Origin of the sequence: Microbacterium luteolum (assembly GCF_039533965.1) — a bacterium.
In the GTDB taxonomy this organism is placed as follows: domain Bacteria; phylum Actinomycetota; class Actinomycetes; order Actinomycetales; family Microbacteriaceae; genus Microbacterium; species Microbacterium luteolum.
In genome coordinates this window covers 1,805,192-1,826,577 of sequence record NZ_BAAAUN010000001.1, presented here as the reverse complement: position 1 = coordinate 1,826,577, position 21,386 = coordinate 1,805,192, and the positions used below count along the sequence as shown (strand labels likewise).

General features: G+C 68.6%; 18 protein-coding genes. 13 read left to right on the top strand and 5 right to left on the bottom strand.

The features are described 5' to 3' along the window. Window positions 1-152 precede the first annotated feature (152 nt). Both ABD648_RS08815 and ABD648_RS08810 read right to left on the bottom strand, forming a co-directional pair. Window positions 153-1,241, bottom strand: a complete 1,089-nt coding sequence (locus ABD648_RS08815) for a serine hydrolase domain-containing protein (protein WP_282214588.1) — start codon at window positions 1,239-1,241, stop codon at window positions 153-155. Window positions 1,242-1,324: 83 nt separating this feature from the next. Then, window positions 1,325-1,681 (bottom strand): TIR domain-containing protein, encoded by a 357-nt coding sequence (locus ABD648_RS08810; protein ID WP_282214587.1) that lies wholly within the window; start codon window positions 1,679-1,681, stop codon window positions 1,325-1,327. A 54-nt stretch (window positions 1,682-1,735) separates the two neighbouring features. Here ABD648_RS08810 and ABD648_RS08805 point away from each other — a divergent pair, with 54 nt between their 5' ends. Next, on the top strand, window positions 1,736-2,485 hold the full coding sequence (locus ABD648_RS08805; protein WP_282214586.1) for a DeoR/GlpR family DNA-binding transcription regulator: 750 nt from the start codon (window positions 1,736-1,738) through the stop codon (window positions 2,483-2,485). A 97-nt stretch (window positions 2,486-2,582) separates the two neighbouring features. On the opposite strand, the gene ABD648_RS08800 is transcribed toward ABD648_RS08805, so the two are convergent. Next, window positions 2,583-2,726 (bottom strand): YHS domain-containing protein, encoded by a 144-nt coding sequence (locus ABD648_RS08800; RefSeq protein ID WP_344709767.1) that lies wholly within the window; start codon window positions 2,724-2,726, stop codon window positions 2,583-2,585. On the opposite strand from ABD648_RS08800, the gene ABD648_RS08795 reads away from it, so the two are divergent. From ABD648_RS08795 to ABD648_RS08785, 3 genes are all read left to right on the top strand, one after another. Beyond that, a complete protein-coding gene (locus ABD648_RS08795; RefSeq protein WP_344709795.1) occupies window positions 2,704-2,883 on the top strand; it encodes a hypothetical protein in 180 nt (59 codons plus the stop codon). The genes ABD648_RS08800 and ABD648_RS08795 overlap by 23 nt on opposite strands. Before the next feature lie 168 nt (window positions 2,884-3,051). Then, window positions 3,052-3,954, top strand: coding sequence for a dihydrodipicolinate synthase family protein (locus tag ABD648_RS08790; protein WP_282217525.1), 903 nt, complete (start codon window positions 3,052-3,054; stop codon window positions 3,952-3,954). A 112-nt stretch (window positions 3,955-4,066) separates the two neighbouring features. Next, complete coding sequence (locus ABD648_RS08785; protein ID WP_282214585.1) at window positions 4,067-4,276, top strand: hypothetical protein; 210 nt, start codon at window positions 4,067-4,069, stop codon at window positions 4,274-4,276. A 19-nt stretch (window positions 4,277-4,295) separates the two neighbouring features. Here the strand turns inward: ABD648_RS08785 and ABD648_RS08780 are convergent, their stop codons facing one another. Beyond that, complete coding sequence (locus ABD648_RS08780; protein WP_282214584.1) at window positions 4,296-5,450, bottom strand: ROK family transcriptional regulator; 1,155 nt, start codon at window positions 5,448-5,450, stop codon at window positions 4,296-4,298. Window positions 5,451-5,575: 125 nt separating this feature from the next. Between ABD648_RS08780 and ABD648_RS08775 the strand changes: the two genes are divergently transcribed. Next, on the top strand, window positions 5,576-8,074 hold the full coding sequence (locus ABD648_RS08775; RefSeq protein ID WP_282214583.1) for a glycoside hydrolase family 2 protein: 2,499 nt from the start codon (window positions 5,576-5,578) through the stop codon (window positions 8,072-8,074). Window positions 8,075-8,088: 14 nt separating this feature from the next. Then, window positions 8,089-9,105 carry a Gfo/Idh/MocA family protein gene (locus ABD648_RS08770; RefSeq protein WP_282214582.1) on the top strand — a complete coding sequence of 339 codons (1,017 nt, stop codon included), beginning with the start codon at window positions 8,089-8,091 and terminating at the stop codon, window positions 9,103-9,105. A gap of 57 nt (window positions 9,106-9,162) precedes the next feature. On the opposite strand, the gene ABD648_RS08765 is transcribed toward ABD648_RS08770, so the two are convergent. Next, complete coding sequence (locus ABD648_RS08765) at window positions 9,163-11,385, bottom strand: alpha-galactosidase (RefSeq protein WP_282214581.1); 2,223 nt, start codon at window positions 11,383-11,385, stop codon at window positions 9,163-9,165. Between the two features lie 157 nt (window positions 11,386-11,542). Between ABD648_RS08765 and ABD648_RS08760 the strand changes: the two genes are divergently transcribed. From ABD648_RS08760 to ABD648_RS08730, 7 genes are all read left to right on the top strand, one after another. After that, window positions 11,543-13,243 carry an ABC transporter substrate-binding protein gene (locus ABD648_RS08760; RefSeq protein WP_282214580.1) on the top strand — a complete coding sequence of 567 codons (1,701 nt, stop codon included), beginning with the start codon at window positions 11,543-11,545 and terminating at the stop codon, window positions 13,241-13,243. Between the two features lie 52 nt (window positions 13,244-13,295). Beyond that, window positions 13,296-14,285 (top strand): ABC transporter permease, encoded by a 990-nt coding sequence (locus tag ABD648_RS08755; RefSeq protein ID WP_282214579.1) that lies wholly within the window; start codon window positions 13,296-13,298, stop codon window positions 14,283-14,285. Window positions 14,286-14,346: 61 nt separating this feature from the next. Next, a complete protein-coding gene (locus tag ABD648_RS08750) occupies window positions 14,347-15,360 on the top strand; it encodes an ABC transporter permease (RefSeq protein WP_282214578.1) in 1,014 nt (337 codons plus the stop codon). Continuing rightward, window positions 15,357-16,253 (top strand): ABC transporter ATP-binding protein, encoded by an 897-nt coding sequence (locus tag ABD648_RS08745; protein ID WP_282214577.1) that lies wholly within the window; start codon window positions 15,357-15,359, stop codon window positions 16,251-16,253. The genes ABD648_RS08750 and ABD648_RS08745 overlap by 4 nt, the downstream gene beginning before the upstream one ends. After that, window positions 16,250-17,146, top strand: coding sequence for an ABC transporter ATP-binding protein (locus ABD648_RS08740; protein WP_282214576.1), 897 nt, complete (start codon window positions 16,250-16,252; stop codon window positions 17,144-17,146). Before ABD648_RS08745 ends, ABD648_RS08740 begins: the two co-directional genes overlap by 4 nt. Further along, window positions 17,139-19,340, top strand: a complete 2,202-nt coding sequence (locus tag ABD648_RS08735) for a glycoside hydrolase family 36 protein (RefSeq protein ID WP_282214575.1) — start codon at window positions 17,139-17,141, stop codon at window positions 19,338-19,340. Before ABD648_RS08740 ends, ABD648_RS08735 begins: the two co-directional genes overlap by 8 nt. After that, window positions 19,330-21,369, top strand: coding sequence for a beta-galactosidase (locus tag ABD648_RS08730; protein ID WP_282214574.1), 2,040 nt, complete (start codon window positions 19,330-19,332; stop codon window positions 21,367-21,369). Before ABD648_RS08735 ends, ABD648_RS08730 begins: the two co-directional genes overlap by 11 nt. Window positions 21,370-21,386: the final 17 nt, after the last annotated feature.

Here is a 21,386-nt window from a genome sequence, read left to right as displayed (position 1 = left end):
GACGCGGTGAGCGCGGTGCTCGCCGGTGATGTTCCTCACGCTAGGAGGGCCGATCGTTCGTCGAATCGGCGATACCCGGTCTGCAATCTTGCAGCAACGTTCGGTGAGGGCGGCCGACCTGCCGCTTGCCTACCCGCTGAGGCATCCGGGGGTCAGAGACCTCCAATGGCGTTCTCGACCGCCGTGGCGAGAGCGTCGACTCGGTCGAATGTCCCCAGCCCTCGCGTCACGTAGGCCATCGAGTATTCGAGTCCGGGGTCGTACCACGCGCAGCTTCCGCCGATGCCTCCCATACCGAACCCGCCGCCGTCGACGCGCAGACCCAAGGACCAGGATGCGGAGGACTCGAGGAAGTGATCGAAGCCCGTGGCCTGGGGTTTCATGAACTCCTCGTGGAGTTGAGGTCCCAGATACTCGGCGAGGGTGCCATCGCGGCGTGGCAGGTCGTCGTAGAACCGGGCGAGACTGGACGCGTTCGTGATCAGACCGTCGGCGGGGAAGGTCGCACGCCGGGAGGCGGCGGTGTTGGTGTGTCTGGGATCGAGTCGGCCAGTCGGTATCGTCAAGGCTCGACACGAGAGGTCTCGCTGCAGGTATTCGCCCACCCACGCCTTATCCATGATCTCGAGATCCGCCACTCGACCGAGCAACTCCTCGGGTACGCCGAACCAGAAGTCCGCGCCGAACTCTCGGGCGAACTCGGCTACAGCGGTGCGAACATCGTCGGCGCTTCCGGCGGCCAGGGCACCTTCGATCAGGTGTCCGTAGGTCAATGCATGCTCGGCGATGACCTGACCGGGAGCCCACAGGGGCTCCTGCGAGACGAGGTCCGCGATGAGCCGCGCCGAGTCCAGGGGGTCGGCTGTCCGGACACCTTCGGAGAACGCCGGGAGCCCGGCCGTGTGACTGAGGATGTGGCGCAGGGTTGTCGACGACTTGTTGTGCTGTCCGAACTCCGGCCACCAGCGGGTGATGGGCGCATCAAGGGTCAGGTGTCGCAGCTCGACGGCCTTCAACGCTGCGAGGGCGGCGAAGGGCTTCCCTGTCGAGTACGTCATAGCAAGGGTGTCGGCGCACCACGGGCGCTGGCGACCCGCATCCTGCCAGCCGGCATGCAACTCGACGAGCGGTCGTCCGTCGCGCCACACGCTGACGCTTGCACCGATCTCCTCGCCGGTGCGGAACAGGTCGAAGAAGACCTCTCTCACGTTGTCGAAACCGGCCGCGAGTGTCGATGTCACGGTCGGAGCGTGCGATGCCGGGCTCATGCGTGTCCTCTTCCGATGCGGGCGCTTTCCTTGACGCTGGCGGGATCGAGCCCGTTCTATCGCGCCGGGATCTCGTCGAGGCTGCGGTAGACGGGCAGACCGCGCTCGCGCGCGATCTCTTCGTCCTTATCCGCTCCGGAGGACTCTCCGGGGAGACGCAGCACCGCATCGCAGTGCTGCAGCAGGCGGTACGCGGTCTCGTACATCACATCTCCGTCGACCGAGTCCTGCTCATCCATTCCGCGGAGGATCGGCAGCGCAACCCACTCGCCGATCATCGGTACGTGGCCGAGCCGGTGGATCGGGGCGGCGGCCTCTTCGAGGCGCTCGAGGTTCTTGGCGATGAGAGCGGAGTCTCCGCCCGTTCCCGAGCGGTAGGGGCCGGCAATCAGAATCAACATTGGCTTTTCCATGCTCACAGGCTAAGCTAAAACATGCAGAAACGTGAAGCTTCGTAAAGGAATCGTATGCTCGGTGCTCAGCGCAAGTCCCATCTCCTGCAGATTCTCGCCCGTGACGGAAGGGTCGTCGCGAAGGATGTCGCACACGAGCTCGGGTTGTCGGAGGACTCCATCCGCCGCGACCTTCGGGAGCTGGCGGAGGACGGGAGGCTGGTGCGCGTCTATGGCGGAGCCTTGCCGATCCCCGCTGCTGACCGACCCGTCGAGCAGCGGTTCGCCCTCGCCACGGAGAGCAAGATGCGCGTTGCGGAACGAGCGGCGGCGCTGATCCGCCCGGGATCCACCATCGTGCTGGATGCCGGCACCACCGCTCACCAACTGGCGCGGATGCTTCCGAGCCACTCGGCGCTCACCGTCATCACGCCGAGTCCGGGGATCGCGATCGAGGTCGCCGACCGGACGGACGCGCGCGTGGTGATGATCGGGGGAGAAGTCGCCCGCTACTCGATGGTCGCGAGCGGTCCGCTCGCGATGGAGGCCATTCATCACTTGGCTGCCGACGTCTTCTTCATGGGAGTCACGGGTATCGACCCGACTCGCGGACTGACCACGGGGAACCTCGACGACGCCGCGACGAAGCGCGCGATCGCCGGTCGGTGCGAACAGACGTTCGTCCTCGGCAGCGAGGAGAAGGTCGGCGCCACGTCCCGCTTCCCCGTGATGGATCTCGATGACGTCGCGGGCGTCATCGTCGATCCGCTCGACCGCAATCCGCTCATCGAACGGCTTCCGATGGTCGTTGCTCGCTCGAGCTGAGGGCATCGGCCGGAGGAGCAGGGTTCCGATGCCGCGCATTCACGAAAGCGATGCCCTCAGCGCGAGAGACTTGTCCGCGCGCTTGAGGTCGGCTGAACTATGCCACGCCGACGTATCGCGCAGGATCGGCGTCGAAGGCCGGCCCGCACCCCGCGCAGCAGAAGTAGTACCGCGCTCCCTTGTGGTCTCGGTAGAGCCCCGCCGCCTCGGCGGCTGACGTGCTCGCCACGACACCGCCCATGACCGGGCAGGTCGTTGCGTCTTCCGGGGCGTTGCCGAGGAGATTGGCTCTGCCGCCGGCCGTGGGCGACGAAGTGTTGCTGCGAACGCTGCAACAGCTCATGGGGCTCGTGCTGTTCGTTTGGTCGATGCTCACGCTGATCTTCTTTCGTCGGTGACTCCTCAGTCTAATACCCCCAGGGGGTACTGTTAAACAGTTGATACAACGTTGCACCGCGGGAACCTCGTAGACGGACGGGTCGGATTCTCCATACCGTGATCTGACGAACTGAGTCACGAACGACACCTATTCCGCTGGATGGGAGGTCGATGAGGAATGGGAGTGCATCGTGGTGGAACTGGACGGCCTGAGCGCCTTCCCTCTGACGCCCCTGCGTGATGGCGCGTTCGACGAGGCTTCGTACGCCGGTCTGATCGAACGCCTCGCCTCGGCGGGCGTGGATTCGATCACCGCGCTCGGGTCGACCGGCTCCTACATGTACCTGGACCGCGAGGAGCGCCGCCGGGTCGCACGCGCAGCCGCGACGCAGGCGGGCGACGTACCGGTCATGGTCGGCATCGGAGCCCTGCGCACCTCGCAGGTGCAGCGGCTCGCCGACGACGCGCAGGAGGCAGGGGCGAGCGCCGTGCTGCTCGCACCCGTGACCTACCAGGCGCTCACCGTCGACGAGGTGTACGGGCTGTTCGAAGACGTCACCGCGGGGCTCTCGGTCCCGCTCGTCGTCTACGACAACCCCGGTACCACGCATGTCACGTTCACGGACGACCTGTACGCGCGGATAGCGACGCTGCCGCACGTCGCGTCGATCAAGATCCCCGGGGTTCCGTCGGCGCCGAAGGATGCGGCCGCACGGGTGGATTCGATCCGTGTGCGCGTCCCGAGCACGGTGACCATCGGCGTCTCCGGAGACTGGTTCGCGGCGACAGGTCTGAACGCCGGATGCGATGCCTGGTACTCGGTCATCGGCGGCACGCTCCCCGAGCCGGCACTCGCCATCACTCGCGCCGCGCAGAGCGGTGACCACGCGGCCGCGACGGCGGAGTCAGCGCGCCTGCAGCCACTGTGGGATCTGTTCGCGGAGTACGGCAGCTATCGGGTGACCGCGGCGATCGCCGAATGCCTTGAACTGGTGAGCTCGGATTGTCTTCCGCGTCCGGTGCAGGGGCTGAACCCGCAGGGGCGGGTGAAGGTCGCCGAGATCATCGACCGACTCGGACTTCGAGCCTGACAGGGAAAAGCCCGGAACTCATCTGAGTTCCGGGCCTTCTGACGGCATCGGCCCCGACGACGACGAGATCCGCACCGGGAACGCGATGATCATCGACCCGTACGGGAGGATCGTGGCCGAGACACCCGTCGCCGACGAAGCGGTGGTGACCGCCGACCTCGACCTGGAGCTACTTCCGCTGTCGACCGGCCGCCGGTGGCTCCTGGGTCGCCGCCCCGAGCTCTACGGCATCCTCACCCAGCGCTCCGGCCTGGAACGTGACGCGCGGACCGCGCGTCACTCCGATGTTCCCGTCCCGGACGACTTCCAGATCGGCCGATGACCCGATCGCTAGTTGCGCCCTAGAACCGCAGCAGGCGCCGGATCGCGACGACGGCTCCGGCGCGCGCCCACTCGGTGAACTCGAACGGCTGCACATCCAGGGGGATGGGCAGGTCGCTCGGCAGACGTGTGGCGTCGATCGCGCGCATGACCTCGTCGCCGGAGACGTCCATCACGGCGAGGCCGTCGCCGGTGAGCACGATCTTCTCCGGGTCGAGGCCGTTGATGATCGTGCCGATCATCAGACCGAGGGCGCGCGCCGCAGCATCGAACGCGCGCGTGGCCACCGGGTCTCCTGCGCGGGCGAGCTCCACCGCTCCCGGGTAGTCGAGGCCCTCGACGCCGATCGCCGTCACGATGCTCGCGCTCGGAAGATAGGCGCTCGCACAGCCGTGGTGGCCGAGGCCGCAGGTCGGGCCGTTCGAGTCCACGATGAGATGATCCAGCTGCCCGGCGCGACCGTTGTGCCCGGTGACGACCCGTCCCTCGACGACCAGCCCGAAGCCGATGCCGGCGCCGACGGTGACCAGCGCGAGCGAATCGCATCCCGCCCCGGCCCCGAACCAGTGCTCTGCCGCGGTGAGCGCCCGCACGTCGTTGTCGGCGGTGACCGGAATGCCGAGGCGCTGCTCGAGGAGCTCGGCCAGCGGCACATCGTGCCAGCGCAGGAAGTAGGACGCCACGACGATCTGCCGGCCGTCGATCTGTGCGAGGTCACCGGCCAGACAGATCCCCGCGGCGCGGATGTCGCCGAACGTGCGGGCGAAGCGCGCGTGGATGGCCGCGATCTGGTCGACGGTGTCCTCGACGGATGTCGAGACGAGCCGCTCCTCGACCTCGGCGACGCTGCGGGCGCGCAGATCGGTGACGACGGCGAAGACCGAATCTCCGGTGAGCTTGATCCCGAGAAGATGGTGAGTGTCCTCGCGGATGACGAGCATCTCGCTCGGTCGTCCCATGGCTCCGCGGAGCGCGATCTCGTCCTCGGCCACGAGCGAGTGCTCCATCAGCACGCGCGAGGCGCGTGTCAGGCTGGCTCGGGATACATTGATGCGACGCGCGATCTCGGCGCGGGGGAGTGCGCCATGGATGAGGAGCTCGCGCAGCGCGCCGCGTTCCACGCCGGTCAGGTAGGGCCAGGCATCGAATGCCGAACCGCCTCGTGCGTCTGCCACCTGTCCCGCTTTCGATCCACTGACATCCGGATCATATCTCCCGATGACTCTACCGACTTTGTTAACCTATGTAATAAAGTAGCAGCAGTAAGAACGTTGATTCGGCCCCCGACGCAAGGACGCTCATGGCATTCCGCCCCCTGCACGAAAACTGGACCCTCACGGCCGCAGACGGACCCGTTCCCGACGCGGTTCGCGGCGCATCGATCCCGGCTACGGTCCCCGGATGCGCGCATACCGATCTGCTCGCCGCCGGGCTGATCGCACCGCCGTTCGACGGCGACAACGAGGCCGAGCAGCAGTGGATCGGGAGCACGGTCTGGCGCTACGAGACTCGATTCGACTGGCAGGACGACGGGTCCGATCGACACGATCTGGTCGCCGAAGGACTCGACACGGTCGCCACGATCGAGCTCAACGGCGCGGTGGTCGGCCGCACCGAGAACCAGCACCGCAGCTACCGCTTCGACGTGCGCCCGCACCTCGTCGACGGCGAGAACAGCCTGGTGATCACCTTCGCCTCGCCCGTCGCCGAGGCCGAGGCTCGCAGCGCCGCCCACGGACCGCGCCCGCACACGAACCACCACCCCTACAACGCGCTCCGCAAGACGGCATCCAACTTCGGCTGGGACTGGGGCATCGATGTCGCCACCAGCGGGATCTGGAAGCCGATCGGACTCGACAGCTGGTCGGGCGCGCGCATCGCGTCGGTCCGTCCCCTCGTCGGCCTGTCGCACCGTGCCGATGGCGTCGACGGCCGCCTCGACGCGCGCGTCGCGCTGGAGTGGGCCGATGCCTCCGCCGAGGGCCCCTGGGAAGTCGCGGCATCCGTCGCCGGCGTCACCGCGGATCAGGCGGTCGAGGCGGGAACCACGGAGGTGCGCCTCGAGCTCGAGGTGCCCGATGTCGATGTCTGGTGGCCGATCGGGCATGGCGATCAGCCCCTCTACGACGTCGACGTCCAGGTCGCGCAGGCATCCACGCCGGTCGCGCACTGGTCGTCCCGGATCGGATTCCGCACCGTGCACGTCGACACGGCTCCCGACGCCGAGGGCTCGCCCTTCGTGCTCCGCGTCAACGACGAGATCATCCAGGTGCGGGGTGCCAACTGGATCCCCGATCACGCCTTCCTCGCCGAGGTCGACGCCGACCGCTACCGCCGCCGGGTCCGCGACGCCTCGGAGGCGAACATGAACCTCCTCCGCGTCTGGGGCGGGGGGATCTACGAGTCCGACGACTTCTACGCGGCATGCGACGAGGCGGGCATCCTGGTGTGGCAGGACTTCCTCTTCGCCTGCGCCGCCTACGCCGAGGAGGAATGGCTCGCCGTCGAGGTCGAGGCCGAGGCACGCGAAGCGATCACGCGACTCAGCCCGCATCCGTCGCTGGTCATCTGGAACGGCAACAACGAGAACATCTGGGGCTACTACGACTGGGGCTGGCAGGAGAGGCTCGAGGGTCGCACCTGGGGGCTCGGCTACTACCTCTCGCTCCTCCCGGGTCTCGTGGCCGAGCTCGACCCGAGCCGCTTCTACTCGCCCGCGAGCCCGTACTCGTTCGATGAGGCGCTCCATCCGAACGACGCCGCCCATGGCACGATGCACATCTGGGACGTGTGGAACACCGTCGACTACTCGGTCTACCGCAGTCACCGCCCGCGGTTCGTCTCGGAGTTCGGCTTCCAGGGCCCGCCGGCGTGGTCGACGCTGGTCGACGTCGTGCACGACGAGCCCCTCGAGCCGTACGGCGCGCAGATGCTGGTGCACCAGAAGGCGAACGACGGCAACCTGAAGCTCGAGCGCGGCATGCAGGGGCATCTGCCCGAGCCCCGCACGATCGACGAATGGCACTGGGCGACGCAGCTCAACCAGGCCGCCGCCGTCCGCTTCGGGATCGAGCACTTCCGCTCGCTGTCGCCGAGCAACACCGGTGCCATCGTGTGGCAGCTGAACGACAACTGGCCCGTCGTCTCCTGGGCCGCTGTGGACTTCGCCGAGCACCGGAAGCCCCTCTGGTACACGCTCCGCGACGTCTACGAGCCGCGGCTCGCGACGTTCCAGCCGCGCGACGAGGGCCTGGCGCTCATCGTGCTGAACGACACCGACGAGCCGTGGACCGGCGACATCCGACTGCAGCGGACGCTCTTCGACGGCACCGTGCTCGCGGAGACCGTGGTGTCGGCATCCGTCCCCGCCCGGGGAGAGACGACGGTGACGATCCCGACGGAGCTCGCCGCCTTCGGCGACAGCGCCCGCGAGATCCTCACCGCGCAGCTGGACGGGTTCGCCACCGCGATCCACAATCCGGTCGAGATCGTGGATCAGGCGCTCGACCCGGAGCCGCTCGAGGCGGAGATCGGCGAAGCGGATGCCGAGGACGGCATCGTGCTCGTCGAGGTCACCGCGCGCAGCTACGTCCGCGACATCACCCTTCTCGTCGATCGCTTCGACGCCGCCGCGCGCGTCGACCGGGGCATGGTGACGCTGCTCGCCGGGGAGCGCGCGGTGTTCCGCGTGACGACCGACTCCGCACTCGACCGCGCTGGCCTCCTCGCGCCGACCGTGCTGCGGCACGCGAACTCCCTGCACCGCGGCCGCAGCGTTCTCGCGGATCAGGTCGGCTGAGTGGGGGAGCGCGAATGATCAGCCTTCCGACACCGACGATCATCCCCCTGCGAGGCGGCCCCGTCGCCCGTTGGGGGGTGCTCGCCCCGGGCGGGATCGCCGAGGACTGGGTGAGTGCGCTGCACCGGCACACCGACCAGCGCGTGCTCGCCGTCGCCTCGCGGTCGGCGGATCGCTCCGCGGCCTTCGCTGCACGACACGGTATTCCGAGACACTACGAAGGTCAGGACGCTCTTCTGCAGGACCCCGACGTGGACGTCGTGTACATCGCCGCTCCCCATGCGCAGCACCATCCGCTGGCGCTCGCGACCATCGCGGCAGGCAAGCACGTCCTCATCGAGAAGCCCATCGCTCTGAACGCCGCGCAGGCGGAGGAGATCGCGGATGCGGCGCGCGCCGCCGGGGTCTTCGCGATGGAGGCGATGTGGTCGCGGTACCTGCCACAGTCGCATCTCGTCGCCCAGCTCCTGGCTGAAGGGGAGCTCGGTGACGTGCGACTCGCCACCGCGCACCTCGGGTGGCAGTGGAAGTACGACCCGGCCGATCGCAACTTCGATCCGGCCGCCGGCGGCGGGGTGATGATCGACGCCGGCGTGTACAGCCTGTGGTTCGCGCACTCCGTGCTCGGCGCGGCGACCGCCGTCTCCGCCCGAGGTTCGCTGGCTCCCACCGGCGTCGAGACGGAGGCGGTGATCCTCCTCGAGAACGAGCGGGGCGCGCACGCGGCGGTGAGCGCGTCCTGCACGATCGACACCCCCGGCCTGGCAGCCGTCCACGGGTCGACGGGAAGCGTTCACTTCGAGACGAGCTTCGTCTTTCCCGCCGAGCTGCGCATCGCACGGGGCGGTGACGAAGTGCGGTGGCGCGACGAGAGCGGCCTGGTCGGGCGAGACGGGCTGGCGTGGCAGGCGGCAGCCGTCGCGACGTACCTCGCCGAGGGCCGGACGCAGTCGCCGCTGCACTCCCTGGATGATTCCCTCGCGGTGATGCGCACCCTCGACGAGGTGCGGCGGCAGATCGGCAGCCTATGAGCGGCGCCGAGGTCGATCAGAACGACTGACCGACCTCGGCGCCCCTCCACCTCAGCCTCAGCGGCGCGTGAGGTGGAGGATGATCGCCTGTGCGGGCCACAGCGGTGGGATCTGCAGCCCGACCGTGTCGAGGAACGAGCCGGTCAGGCCGACGGTGCCGCTCGACAGCCAGGCGGGGGTCGCGAAGCCGTGCCGTGAGGCGCCGATCTCGTCGCGCACCCGCACGTCGTAGATCGCGTCCTCGTCGAGCCCGTGCAGCCGGATCCGCTCGGGAAGCGAGTCCTCGAGCGTCGCGACACTCGCGATCGTGAACACGGCCTCCGCGCGGTCGGGAGCGACGGCGCCGACGACGCGGAGCGCGGGGTCGCGCACGTCAGCGTGCACGGCCGTCCCCGTGTGGATCACCGAACGGAGCTCCTTGTACAGCGCAGACCATCGGGTGATGACCTCGAGCTCCTCGGGCGTGCACTCCGCGATGTTCCACTCGAAGCCCGCCGAGCCCATCAGGCTGGTGGCGAGCCGGAACGACAGCGGCGTCGTGCGTCCCGTCGAGTGGGCCGTCGTCGGACCGACGTGACCGCCCACGAGCTCGGGAGCGAGCAGCAGCTGCGTCCACCGCTGGATGTCCTGACGCTCGATCGGATCGTTGGAGTCGCTCGCCCAGACGCGGTCGGCGACCTCGAGGATGCCCAGGTCGCTGCGCGCGCCGCCGGAGGAGCAGGACTCGATCTCGAGACCCGGATGCCGTGACTTCAGCTCCGCCATCATCCGGTACACCGCGCGGGTCTGCGCGTGCGTGCCGGGACGGCCGTCGTGCACCGCCTCGACCAGATCGCGATTGTGATCCCACTTGATGAAGTCGATGCCGAGCTCCGTCACCAGGGCGTCGAGGCTGCCGAGGATGTACGCGTAGGCGTCTTCACGAGCGAGGTCGAGAACGTACTGGGTGCGCCAGGAGAGGTGCGCGGGCGTCGGCAGATGATCGCGCGGATGCAGGAGCCATTCGGGATGCCGGCGCGCGAGCTCCGAATCGAGATTGATCATCTCCGGCTCGAACCACAGCCCGAACTCCATCCCCCGCTCGTGCACGCGGTCGGCGAGCGGACCCAGGCCGTCGGGCCAGACCGCGCGGTCGACGAACCAGTCGCCGAGCCCCCTGATGTCGCTGCGGCGTCCGAGGAACCAGCCGTCGTCGAGCACGAACCTCTCGACGCCGACCGTCGCGGCGAGATCGGTTAGCGCGAAGAGGAAGGCGGGGTCGTGATCGAAGTACACGGCCTCCCAGGTGTTCAGCACGAGCGGCCGCGGCGAATGCGGATGGTTCGGGCGCGCCCGTTCGAACCGGTGGAACCGCTCCGACAGTCCGTCGAGACCTGCTCCCGACCAGGCGAAGTAGGCGGTGGGGGTCGTGTACGACTCTCCGGGACCGAGCGCGATCTCGCCCGTGCGCAGCAGTTCACCGGCGCCCAGCACGTCGACGGAGTCGGGCATCCGGTCGTTCCGGTAGGTGCAGTCGGCGCTCCAGCCGAGGTGGACGGCCCAGAGCTCGCCGCTGCGATCGCGCGGCCGATCGATCGAGACGATCGAGAGCATGGGGGCGTCGTGTCCGCCGCGCCCGCGCCTCGTCTGTCGCGTGGTCGCCCCGCGAGGGATCCTGCTGGTCGTCGGCACCTTCTCCCGCGTCCATCGGCCCGCGAACGTGGTCAGGTGGTCGACGGCCTTCGGGGTCGGGAGCGTGGCCTCCAGCCACTCGATCACGAGAGCGCTCGCGTCGTCTGCCGTGCGCGTGACGGTGTGCGTCACGGTGACGATGCCGCCGGCCTCGACGGCGACGGCGGAGTCCAGCTGCAGCCCGTTGCCGACATCTTCCGCGATGACGGAGAATCGGCGACCGTCGGGGTCGGTCGAGCACTCGATGCTCGCCCAGCGCGGGTGGACGGGGGTGCCGTCGACGCCGGCGCTCAGCCCGGGACGCCCGCCCCAGCCTTCTCCTTCGAGAGGCAGCAGCGACACCTGCCATGCGGCGTCGAGCGTGCCCGCGGCCTCCTGTCGGCTCATCGCCGCGACGATCTCTCCGGGATCGAGGTCGTCGAGGTCGCCGAGATCGGCTCCCCAGAACAGCACCTGGGGCATGGCGGACGAGGCGCCCTGAGCGCCCGGCGCCGACGCGGTGTCGATGACGAGAGACACCCCGTCGCCGCGCAGATGCGCGAGCCGCGAGGGGGGTGGAGGATGCGCGGCCTCATCGCCGCGGACATCCGGAGTAACGAGATCAGTCATGGTGCCCTCTCGGACGGGATCCGTCCGGTCGATTTCTGGAAGTGCTTGACGGACTTAGTTTACCTACGTAACAATGAGGGCGGTAGATGGAGATTCCTTCCACTCACACAGTCGGCGCGGACAACCCCTCGGGTGGCGCGCCTGGGAAAGGACGACGATGTTCCTCAGCACGAAGCGCCCACGCGCCGGCATCCGGATGGCCCTGGCGGGAGCCTCGGCCGCGATGGCCACCACCCTCCTGCTCGCGGGCTGCGCGCCGGCATCCGGCGGTTCCGCCTCCGGATCGGCGGACACCCTGATCGCGTACACGGGGCAGTCCGGCGACTATCAGATCAACTTCAACCCCTACTCGCCGTCGCAGATCGGCGGAATCGGCACGATCTTCGAGTCGCTCTTCTTCGTCACGAACGTGAACACCGAGGCGTACACGCCTCTGCTCGGCACCGAGTACACCTGGAACGAGGACGGCACGCAGCTCTCCGTCACGTTGCGCGAGGGCGTCACCTGGTCGGACGGCGAGGACTTCACCGCCGACGACGTGGCGTTCACCTTCCAGCTGCTCCTCGACACGCCCTCGTTGAACAACGGTGGCTTCGACGGGACCGTCGAGGCCACCGACGACACGCACGTCGTGTTCACCTGGGACCACCCCGCGTTCGTGAGCGGGCCGACCCTGCTCGGCCGCACCCCGATCGTGCCCGAGCACATCTGGTCCGGGATCGACCCCACGACCGACGTGATGGAGAAGCCGGTCGGCACGGGTCCGTACACGCTCGACAACTTCAAGCCGCAGGCGTTCACGCTCGCAGCCAACGAGGACTACTGGGACGGCGCCCCCGCGGTGAAGGCGATCCGCTACCTCTCGCTGTCCGGCAACACCGCCGGCGTGGACGCGCTCAAGGCCGGCACGATCGACTGGCAGACGGGCCCGGTGCCCGACATCGAGAACGTGTCCACGACCTACCCCGGATACGACGCGATCACCATCCCGCAGAACCAGGTCGCACTGCTCACCTGCTCGAGCGCCGAGCTCGGCTGCACGGGTCCGCAGACGGATCCTGCCGTGCGCCAGGCCGTGTACGCCGCGCTGAACCGCGATCAGGTCAACTCGCTGGCATTCCAGAACACCGCGAGCGAGATCTCGCCGACGTTCGCGCTCACCACGACGCAGAAGGACCTGATCTCGTCCGCCGTCGCCGAGCCCGTCGCGCCCGGTGCCGCCGACCCCGACACGGCTGCCGAGATCCTCGAGGCCGCCGGCTGGGCGAAGGGATCGGACGGCATCTACGCGAAGGACGGCGAGACGCTCTCCCTGACCGTGGAGGTCGTGACCGGCTGGACCGACTACATCACCGCGATCGACACGATGGCGCAGCAGCTCAAGGCCGCCGGAATCGATCTGCGCGTCTCGCAGTCGTCGTGGAACGAGTGGACAGACAAGAAGGGCAAGGGCACGTACCAGCTGGCGATCGACTCGCTCGGCCAAGGCGCCGCGTCCGACCCCTACTACCTCTACGACAAGTACTTCAACACGGCCTTCACGGCACCCGTCGGTGAGGTCGCGCCGCAGAACGTCGCCCGATTCAGCGACCCGGACGTGGACGCCGCACTCGCAGTGCTCAAGGCGACCAACCCGGAGGACGCCGAGACGCGACAGGTGCAGTTCGACATCATCCAGGAGAAGATCGTCGCCGCGATGCCGTACATCCCCGTCCTGACGGGTGGCACGACCAGCGAGTTCAACGTCGACAAGTTCACCGGATGGCCGACGCAGGACGACCTCTACGCGTTCCCGGCGGTCTGGGCCTCGCCGGACAACGCGCAGATCTTCAAGTCGCTGAAGCCGGCGGGGGAGTGATCGTGATCGTCACCGAGAAGGAGCGCGGCGAGCGGGGACAGGGACGGATGCTGTGAACTACTTCGTCCGAAAGCTGGGGTTCTATCTCATCGCCCTCTGGGCGGCGCTGACCCTCAACTTCCTGATTCCGCGGCTGCTGCCGGGGAACCCCGTCGACATCTTGCTGGCCAAGCTGCAGCAACGGGGCGGCATCGTCACCCCGGACACGCGCAAGGCCTACGAGCTCCTTCTCGGTGGCGATTCCTCGGAACCGCTGCTCGTCCAGTACTGGAACTATCTGATCAACATCTTCCGGGGCGACCTCGGGGTCTCGGTCAGCTACTTCCCGACGCCCGTCATCGAGGTGATCAACACCTCGCTGCCCTGGACCATCATGCTCGTGGGCGTGTCCACGGTCCTCGCCACGGTCATCGGGGTGGCGCTCGGGGCCATCGTCGGCTGGAAGCCGGGGACCTGGCTCGACTCGCTGATCCCCGCGACCACGCTGCTCGCCGCCGTCCCGTACTTCTGGCTGGCGCTGCTGCTCGTGTACTTCTTCGCATCGACGCTCAAGCTCTTCCCCTCGCAGGGCGGGTACGACGTGATCCTGGACCCCGGGTTCTCGTGGGAGTTCATCGCCTCGGCGATCCAATACGGATTCCTCCCCGCGCTGACGATCGTGATCGCCTCGGTCGGCGGATGGCTGCTCGGGATGCGCAACATGATGGTGTCGACCCTCTCCGAGGACTACATCCTCACCGCGCAGGCGAAGGGGCTCAGCCCGGGGCGGATCCTCCGCCACTACGCGGCCCGCAACGCCGTGCTGCCCTCGGTCGCCGGCTTCGCCATCTCCCTCGGGTTCGTCGTCTCCGGCTCCATCGTCACCGAGCAGGTCTTCTCCTACCCCGGCATCGGATCGAAGCTGCTCTCGGCCGTCACCAACAACGACTACGCGCTGATGCAGGGGCTGTTCCTCTTCATCACCCTGGCCGTCCTGGTCGCCAACCTCATCGTCGATCTGTTCTACGGGCTCATCGACCCTCGCACGCGGGTGAACGCCTGATGTCGGCGGCGATGACGCCGGTGCCGATCCGCGCGCTGCTCTTCCCGGAAGGACTCAGCCGATGACGAACCTCGCTCCCCGCACCGAGCCCAACGTCCCCGATGCGACCATGGCCCTGGCCACGGCCGCCGCCGAACGGGGCAGGAAGCCGCGCTCGCCGTGGCGGATGATGCTCCCCACCATGACGCCGTGGCTCGCCTTCGGTCTCGTGCTCGTCGGCGGCATCGCCCTGTTCGGCATCATCGGACCGCTCCTCGTGCAGGATCCGACGACCATCCGGGACTCGGGTCTGCAGCCGCCGAGCGCCGAGCACATCCTCGGTACGACGCAGACCGGACAGGACGTGTTCGCGCAGTTGGCCTTCGCGACGGCCGGCTCCCTGCAGATCGGCCTCATCGTCGGCGTGCTCGCGACGATCCTGTCCGCCTTCTTCGGCATCCTGGGGGCGTACATCGGCGGGTTCGCGGATGAGGCGTTCTCCCTCTTCTCGAACGTCTTCCTGGTGATCCCCGGACTGCCGCTCGTGATCGTGATCTCGGGATTCGTCCCGCAGGCGCAGCGCGGTCTCTGGACGATCGCGGTCGTCCTCGCCATCACCGGGTGGGCGGCGTCCAGCCGTGTGCTGCGTGCGCAGACACTCTCCATCCGCAATCGCGACTACGTCGCGGCATCCCGGGTGGCCGGAGAGCGCGCCGGTCGTGTGATCGCCGTCGAGATCCTGCCGAACCTGCTCCCCGTGCTCGCGTCGCAGTTCGTCTTTGCCGTGATCGCGGCGATCCTCGGTGAGGCGGGGCTCTCGTTCCTCGGCCTCGGCGCCTCGAACTCGTCGACTCTCGGCACCATGCTGTTCTACGCGCAGAACGGCTTCGCGCTCTCCCTGGGCGCGTGGTGGTGGTTCGTGCCGCCCGGCCTCATCATCGCGCTGTTCGGCATGGGGCTGTCGCTGATCAACTTCTCGATCGACGAGATCATCAACCCGAAACTCAAGAACGTCCGGCTGCACCGCAAGCGCGCCAGGGTCGCCGCCCGTCTCGAGCGCTCTCGCGTGACGCGGGAGAGGAAGGCAGCCGCATGACGATCTCGGAGGAGACCCGCACGCGGACCGGTTCGGACCGGCCGGCCGTGATCAGCATCGAGGACCTGTCGGTCGTCTACGAGGTCGACCACCCCGTCACGGCGGTGAAGAACGCGTCCTTCTCTCTCGCTCCGGGCGAGATCCTCGGCCTCGCCGGGGAATCCGGATGCGGGAAGACCACGCTGGCCTACGCGATCAACCGGCTCCACAAGCCCCCGGCCCGCATCTCGTCGGGCAGCATCACCTTCCATGATCGCGACGGCAGCGACCTCGACCTGCTGGCGCTGGACGAGGATCAGCTCCGGGCCTTCCGCTGGACGAAGCTGTCGATGGTGTTCCAAGGGGCGATGAACGCCCTTAACCCGGTGACGACGGTGCGCGCCCAGCTGGACGACGTCTTGCTGACCCACCGCTCGGAGATGTCGAAGAAGGAGCGCACCCAGCGCGCTGGCGATGTGCTCGAGCGGGTCGGGGTGGACCGTCGCCGCCTGCACTCCTATCCGCACGAGCTCTCCGGAGGCATGCGGCAGCGCGTCATGATCGCCATGGCGATGCTGCTCGAGCCCCAGGTCATGATCATGGACGAGCCCACGACCGCCCTGGATGTCGTCGTGCAGCGGGACATCCTGCGGGAGATCGTGCGGCTGCGCGACGAGCTCGACTTCGCGGTCATCTTCATCACGCACGACCTGCCGCTGCTGCTGGAGATCAGCGACCGCATCGCCATCATGCTGCGCGGCGAGATCGTCGAGCTCGGCACGGCCGATCGGATCTACCGTGCGCCGGAGCACGAGTACACCCGGCAGCTGCTCTCCTCCTTCCCGAGCCTCAGCGGATCGCGCGGGGCATTCATCCGAACCGGCGACGACGAGGGACAGGTGCAGCGCTCATGACCACGATCCGAGTGACCGATCTGACGAAGGACTACACGATCAGGAAGGGTCTGCGCCGCGGCGCGTTCCGCGCGGTGGACGGGGTCTCGTTCGACCTCGTCCCCGGACGGACGATCGCTCTCGTCGGCGAGTCGGGGTCGGGCAAGTCGACGATCGCGCGGATGCTGTCCCGGCTCGAGAAGCCGACGTCGGGGCAGATCGACGTCACGCTCGACGACGGCACGCCGATGCCGCGCTCGCTCTACCGCCGGCACGTGCAGATGGTGTTCCAGGACCCGTTCGCGTCGCTGAACCCGTTCCACAGCATCGAGCATCACATCGCACGCCCCATCCGCATCCACCGTCGCGCCTCCGGCACGGTGGCGGTGCACGAGAAGGTGCTGAGCATGCTCGATCGGGTGAACCTCACACCGGCGGAGGACGTCGCGATCCGGCGCCCGCACGAGCTCTCGGGCGGCCAGCGACAGCGCGTCGCGATCGCCCGTGCCCTCGCACCGGGTGCCGAGGTCCTGATCGCCGACGAGCCGGTGTCGATGCTCGACGTGTCGATCCGCCTCGGCGTGCTCAACCTGCTCGGACGACTGCAGCGCGAGGACAACCTGGCGCTGCTGTACATCACGCACGACCTCGCGACCGCCCGGCACTTCTCCGACGAGATCCTCGTGCTGTACCACGGCCGAGTCGTGGAGCGCGGGCCTGCCGATGACGTCATCCTCAACCCGCAGCACGGCTACACGCGCCTGCTCGCGATCGCCGCGCCCGACCCGGAGAAGATCGGGAAGGTCGTGTCGAGTGAGGCCGCTCCCGACCGCTCGACTCTGGACAACTCCATCTGCTACAACCACTTCACGCAGTCCTGGGAGGGCTCGGAGCGGGAACCGGCCCGTGCCTGAGGAGCTCGGCCGACCCGGCGACGACGTTCTCGTCTGGGGTGACGACGCGCTCGAACTCGTGTTCGCGATCGGACGGGACGCGCCGGTGTCGCTCATCGGGCTGGGGGCTCCTGGCACGTCGCGAGCAGGAGCCGCCGTGCTGGCGCCTGCCCTCCGGCAGCCGCTCGTCGAGATCTCGGCGTTCGGGCACGGGCGCTTTCCCGGGGGCTTCCGCAACGTGGACACGGTCATCGGCGCGCGGCTCCGCCACGAGTCGCATGTCGTCGAGGAACACACGCTGCGCATCCGCCAACGCGATGAGGAGACGGGGCTCGCCGTGACGAGCGTCTTCGAGGTGACTCCCGGTGTCGGAGGATTCCGGACCTGGTCGGAGGTCTCGTATGCGCCGTCGCCGGCGGGCGGTGTCGAGGCCGCCTCGATCGTGCTCGACTTCGTCTCGACCTTCGCCACCGGGGCGTTCCTGACGGAGGCTCCCGACGTCGACGGGTTCCAGCTCGCGTCCGCCGCGAACGACTGGGTGAGCGAGGGGCGCTGGTCGACACGCTCGCTCCGAGACTCCGGGCTCGCGCGCATCGATCGCGACCTGCAGCATCACCCTCCGCGCAGCCGGATACACGTCGCCGATCGGGGTTCGTGGTCCAGCGGCGAGCATGTTCCGACGGCGGCGCTCCTCGCGGAGTCCGGCGACTACGCCCTCGCCTGGCAGATCGAGCACAACGGCCCCTGGGGCTTCGAGATCGGGGAGACCCGGCACGGCGCCTATCTGCTGCTCACCGGCCCGACCGATCAGGACAACCAGTGGAGCGTGCGACTGCGGCCGGGCGACTCGTTCACGAGCGTGCCGGCGTCGGTCGTCGTCGCGTCCGGGGGAATGGACGAGGTGCTTTCGCGGATGACGTGGCAGCGTCGGGCCGTCCGGCACGTGCGCGCCGCGGATCGTCGTCTGCCCGTCGTCTTCAACGACTACATGAACACGCTCATGGGCGATCCGACGACCGAGAAGCTGCTGCCGCTCATCGACGCGGCGGCCGCGGCGGGTGTCGACATCTTCTGCATCGACGCGGGCTGGTACGCGGACGGGAGCTGGTGGGACTCGGTGGGGGAATGGCGCCCCGCTGCTCGCCGATTCCCTGGCGGCATCGAGGAGGTCATCGACCGGATCCGTTCGCACGGGATGGTCGCGGGGCTGTGGCTGGAGCCGGAGGTGATCGGCGTCCGCTCTCCGCTCGCCGTCGCATCCTCGGGGAGGGCGCTCCCCGACTCGGCGTTCTTCTCCCGCGGCGGGGTGCGACTGGCCGAGCATGGCCGCCATCTGCTGGATCTGCGCGACCCGGCGGCCCGCGGCCACGTCGACGCAGTCGTTGATCGCCTGGTGGCCGACTACGGCATCGGCTTCATCAAGATGGACGACAACACCATGACCGGACCGGGGACGGATGCCGGTGGCCTCGCGCCGGGCGCCGGACTCCTGGAGCACAACCGCGCCCTCCTCGCCGTGATCGACGGCTGGCAGGCGCGGCATCCGGAGCTCCTGATCGAGAGCTGCGCGTCGGGCGCGATGCGCCTGGACCAGGCGATGCTGTCGCGGCTGCATCTGCAGTCCACCTCCGACCAGCAGGATCCGGTGATGTACGCGACGATCGCCGCGGCCGCACCCGCCGCGATGCTTCCCGAGCAGGCCGGGAACTGGGCGTATCCGGTCGCCGGCAGCTCGCGCGAGGAGATGGTCTTCGCGCTGGTGAACGGCATCCTCGGTCGCCTGTACCTCTCCGGCTATCTCAATCGGATGACGGCGGACGAGCAGGCGCTCGTCCGCGCCGCCGTGGACGCGCACCGCCGCGTGCTGACGACCATCGAGCGAGCCGTGCCGTTCTGGCCGCTGGGCCTTCCCGCCTGGGAGACCCCGTGGGTCGCACTGGGGCTTCGCGAACCCGCCGGCTCCGCGCTGGTGAGCCTGTGGCGGCGCCCCGGTGCCGCCGACGAGGTCGTGATCCCGCTGCCGTTCCATCGCGGCGAGGAGATCGAGGTCGAGGCCTTCTTCCCCGATTCCGCCGACGGCTGGTCTTGGCGGTGGGACGCGGCGGCCGGAGAGCTCGCCGTCACCGTCGCCGTGCCGGCACCGACCGCCCGCGTTCTGCGCGTGACGTGGACATCCCCCGCCCCTTCCCCCGAGAGGACCCCCGATGACCAGTAGCACCGAGACCCTGGACGACGGCCCTCGCCGGATCGTCGAGTGGCCGACCGAAGGACTCTCGTTCGGAGGCGACTACAGCCCCGAGCAGTGGTCGTGGGATGTCGTGCTCGAGGACATGGAGCTGATGCGCGAAGCGGGTGTGAACCTCGTGACGCTCGGCGTGTTCTCCTGGGTGGTGCACGAGCCGCGCGAGGGTGTCTTCGACTTCTCATGGCTCGACCGGATGCTCGATCTGCTGCACGAGAACGGCATCGCGGTCGACCTCGCGACGCCCACCGCCGCGGTGCCGATGTGGCTGCACCGTCTGCACCCCGAGATCCTGCCGCAGGACATCCACGGGCATCCCCTCGCCCCCGGCGGCCGGCTGGGCTGGTGCCCTTCGTCCACGGTCTTCCGGAAGTACGCCGTGCGCATCGTCGAGCGCCTCGCCGAACACGTGGCCGGTCACCCGGCCGTGCTGATGTGGCATGTGAGCAACGAACTCGGCGGCGGGAACGCGCGCTGCCACTGCCCCGTCTCGAACGCCCGATTCCGCGAGTGGGTGGCAGAGAAGTACGTCACGGTCGAGGCTCTGAACGCGGCCTGGGGCATGGCGTTCTGGGGCAACAGCTACTCTTCGTTCGAGGAGGTGACGACTCCGTGGGGCGTCACGGCGCACAATCCGGGGCATCTCCTCGACTACGAGCGCTTCTCGTCCGACGAGCTCCTCGCGCAGTACCGCGCCGAGAAGGAGGCGCTGCAGCGGTTCACCCCGGAACTCCCCATCACCACCAACTTCATGGTCGGTCTCGGTCCCGACGTGGTCGACTACACCCGGTGGGCCGACGAGATGGACATCGTGGCGAACGACCACTACACGTTCGGCCCTGATCCGCGGAAGCACCAGGATCTCGCGTTCAGCGGGGACCGCATGCGCGGCATGTCGGGAGGTCGGCCGTGGATGCTCATGGAGCACGCGACCGGTGCGTCGAGCTGGCATCCGATCAACCAGCCGAAGGCTCCGGGGGAGATCAGCCGGCACGCGCTCGCGCATGTCGCGCGCGGCTCCAACAGTGCGATGTTCTTCCAGTGGCGCGCATCGAAGTCCGGCACCGAGCAGTTCCACTCCGCGATGCTGCCCCACGCGGGCAAGGACACCCGGGTGTTCCGCGACATCGTCGCACTCGGTGCGCAGCTCGCCGCGCTCGCCGAGGTGCGGGACACGGTCGTCGCCCCGGCGGAAGTGGCACTGCTCCACGACAACGAGGCGGGCTGGGCGCTGCGGTCGGGTCTCAAACCCGCCAACAACCTCCGCTACGCCGACACCGCGCGGGCCGTGCACAACGCGCTGTTCGAACGTGCGGTGACGGCGGATGTCGTGGCGCCGTGGTCGCCGCTGGGCGACTACCGGCTCGTGATCGTTCCGGGGCTCTACCTGGTGTCGGAGGAGAACGCGCGCGCCCTGCACGAGTATGTCGAGGCGGGTGGCACCGTGCTCGTGACCTGGTTCTCGGGCATCGTCGATGAGGCAGGCACCGTGCACATCGGCGGGTATCCGGGCGCGTTCCGCTCCCTCGTCGGCGTGACGAGCGAGGAGTTCTTCCCGCTCGAGGAGCAGCGGACCTTCGCCCTGGACAACGGCTGGACCGGACGCCGGTGGTCGGAGCGGCTGCGGCATCCGCAGCCGGAGGACGACGTCGAGATCGTCGCGGGTTACGCCGAGGGCCCGCTCGCCGGACACCCCGCTCTCACGCGCCGGCAGGTCGGCGCCGGAACGGCGTGGTACCTGTCGACCGACCTCGACGAGACGGGTCTGACCGAGCTGGTCGACCGCCTGCTGGCCGAGGCGTCGGTCGCTCCGACCGCCGTCGTGTCACCCGGTGTCGAGGCCGTGCGACGGAGCTCCGCCGATGCGTCCTACCTCTTCCTCATCAACCACACCGATGAAGAGGGCTGGGCAGAGGCATCGGGGACCGACCTGCTGACCGGATCCGCGCACACCGATCGAGTGCCGGTGGCTGCGGGTGCTGTCGTCGTCATCCGCGAGTAGCCGCGGTACCGGCGGCG